General features: G+C 75.1%; 2 protein-coding genes and 1 pseudogene. All 3 read right to left on the minus strand.

What is annotated here, in order from left to right:
* The coding region (locus tag AB0M20_RS40305) for a DUF4097 family beta strand repeat-containing protein (protein ID WP_364306434.1) at nucleotides 1-828 on the minus strand (828 nt) is incomplete at its 3' end.
* A 10-nt stretch (nucleotides 829-838) separates the two neighbouring features.
* The gene (locus AB0M20_RS40310) at nucleotides 839-1,327 is read right to left on the minus strand and encodes a hypothetical protein (protein WP_364306436.1); all 489 of its coding nucleotides are present in this window, start codon (nucleotides 1,325-1,327) and stop codon (nucleotides 839-841) included.
* A 149-nt stretch (nucleotides 1,328-1,476) separates the two neighbouring features.
* Nucleotides 1,477-2,048, minus strand: a pseudogene (locus AB0M20_RS40315) (trypsin); the annotation flags it as partial.

Below are 2,048 nucleotides of genomic sequence, written 5' to 3' on the forward strand. Positions count from 1 at the left end.
GACGTCGCCGTAGGACGTGCGGGCGTGGACCTCGACGGCCGGCTCGCCCGGGGTGGGCGCCGGGGAGGCGTCGAGGGTGTTGCGTACGGTGCCGAACTGCGTGTGCAGGTCGAGGTAGGCCGCGGTGCCCGCCGGAATGCCGACCTCGAGCTCGCCCAGCGCGGTCTTGAGCGAGACCGTGCCGGAGCCGACCGAGTCGATCCGGATGCTGCCGTTCGCCGTTGACGCGACGACGCCGGCCGCGGCGTCACCGACGAGCACGTCACCGTTGGACGCGGATGCGCGCAGGTCGCCGGCGACCGAGCCGATCCGGGTCACCCCGTTGGAGTTCTTGGTGGTGGCCGCGGCGTGCGCCAGGTCGAGCCGGAGGCTGCCGGATCCGGTGGTCGCCTCGGCGAAGCCGTCCGCCTCCTCGATCTCCACGTCGCCGGTGCCGGTGGAGACCTCGATGGCGGCCGCCCGCTGCACCCGGACGGCGCCCACGCCGGTCTTGATCCGGCAGTTGCCGAGCGTGCCGGTGGCGTGCAGCGACGCGACGCCGGTGTCGGAGCGCAGCCGCGAACCGGTGGCCAGGGCGATCTCCACGTCGATCGAGCCGAGCCGGCCGAACGGGTTGAACCCGGTCTGCTTGGGTCCGCGGACCAGCAGCCGCCCGTCGGTGCACTCGACGCGGGTCTGCTCGGCGGCGCGGACGTCGCGGTCGCTGTGCGGGTCGGAGGGCCGGACCTGAACGGTGGTGCCGGGCCGGTCGCCGGCGGTGATCCGGACGTCGCCGATGCCGACCTCGAGGGTCACGTCGATCGGTCCGGTGGTGTCGAACTCAGGCATGATCATTCTCCTAACGGGCCCAGCCGGTGAACCGGTCGGCGCCACGGGGTGCGCGGGTGGCGCTGGGGCGGGGGGTTTCCAGGGCGGACGCGGCGGCGCGGACCAGCCAGGCGTTGACCGACAGGGCGGCCTTGTTGGCCGCCTCCTCGATGCGGACCTTGAGCTGGTCGGGCATCCGCAGGTTGATGCGGGAGACCGCGGTGTCGTCGGTGTCGACGACCGGCGGGGCCTCGGGCGCCGGCGGCGGTTCGTCGGCCGGCGGCAGGGTGACGACGAAGCGGGGCTCCCGGTCCTGCAGGCGCACCTGCACCGAGCCGGGCGCCATGTCGCGGGTGATCTCGTCGGTGGCCGCGGCCAGCGCGTCGAGCAGCGCCAGCCGGAACGCCGACTCCATCGGTGCGGTGAGCCGCTCGGCGAGCGAGCGGGCCTCCGGACCGCCGAGCTCGGCGGCGGTGGCCAACTCCTCGCGAAGAGTGGAGACGTACGGCGTGATGTCCATGGCACCACTATGGCACCTAAATGGCACCGAGGCAATGCCAATATGGCGCAGCTCGGCGCGCGATGGCGCTAGATGGTGCCAACGCGCATGGCGAAGCAGCCGGCGGGATGTCCCGCCGGCTGCTCGCCGCTAGTTGGATCCTCCTGTTGTCAGCTCTTCCAGAAGGCCTTCCGGGCGGGCCGCTCGCCGGACTGGCCGCCGGACTGGCCGCCGCCCCCGAAACCGTCGAGCACCCGCAGCGCGTCGGCCCACTTGTCGTCAAGCGCGCCGTCACCGGTCAGCCGCTTGACCAGCTCCACAAGCTCTGGATACGCGCCCCCGCCGGTGCCGGTCAGCAGCACCTCGATCCGGCTGACCAGGTCGGCCAGCAGCTCCCGCCGCTCGTACTCCGGACGGTCCTGCGCCTCGCGCAACCGGCCGGCCTCGAGCCGGGCCAGCGCCCGCAGATCCTCGACGCCGGTGGCACCCCCTGCGACACCCGTGCCGCCGCCACCTCCGCCCGCGACGAAGGACCGCATCGCCGCCTGCGTCTCCTGCGGCGCGGCCCGCTTGGAGAACCGCCCCGCTGCGCGCGGCGCCGCCGCCCGCACCGGTGCGAACCCCGGGGGAGCCGGGCTCGGCGGGGGGGCGGGCGCCGCCGGCCCCGCCCGCCGGGGCCGGGGGCGCGCCACCGGGCCCCCCACCGGGGGCCCCCCGCCCGGGGGGGGGGGCACCGGCGGCG

The sequence above is a fragment of the Actinoplanes sp. NPDC051633 genome (assembly GCF_040681735.1).
GTDB lineage: Bacteria > Actinomycetota > Actinomycetes > Mycobacteriales > Micromonosporaceae > Actinoplanes.

Coding starts and splice junctions, on each gene's coding strand:
- AB0M20_RS40310 (WP_364306436.1), bottom strand. CDS start 1,327: ATGGACATCACGCCGTACGTCTCCACTCTTCGCGAGGAGTTGGCCACC.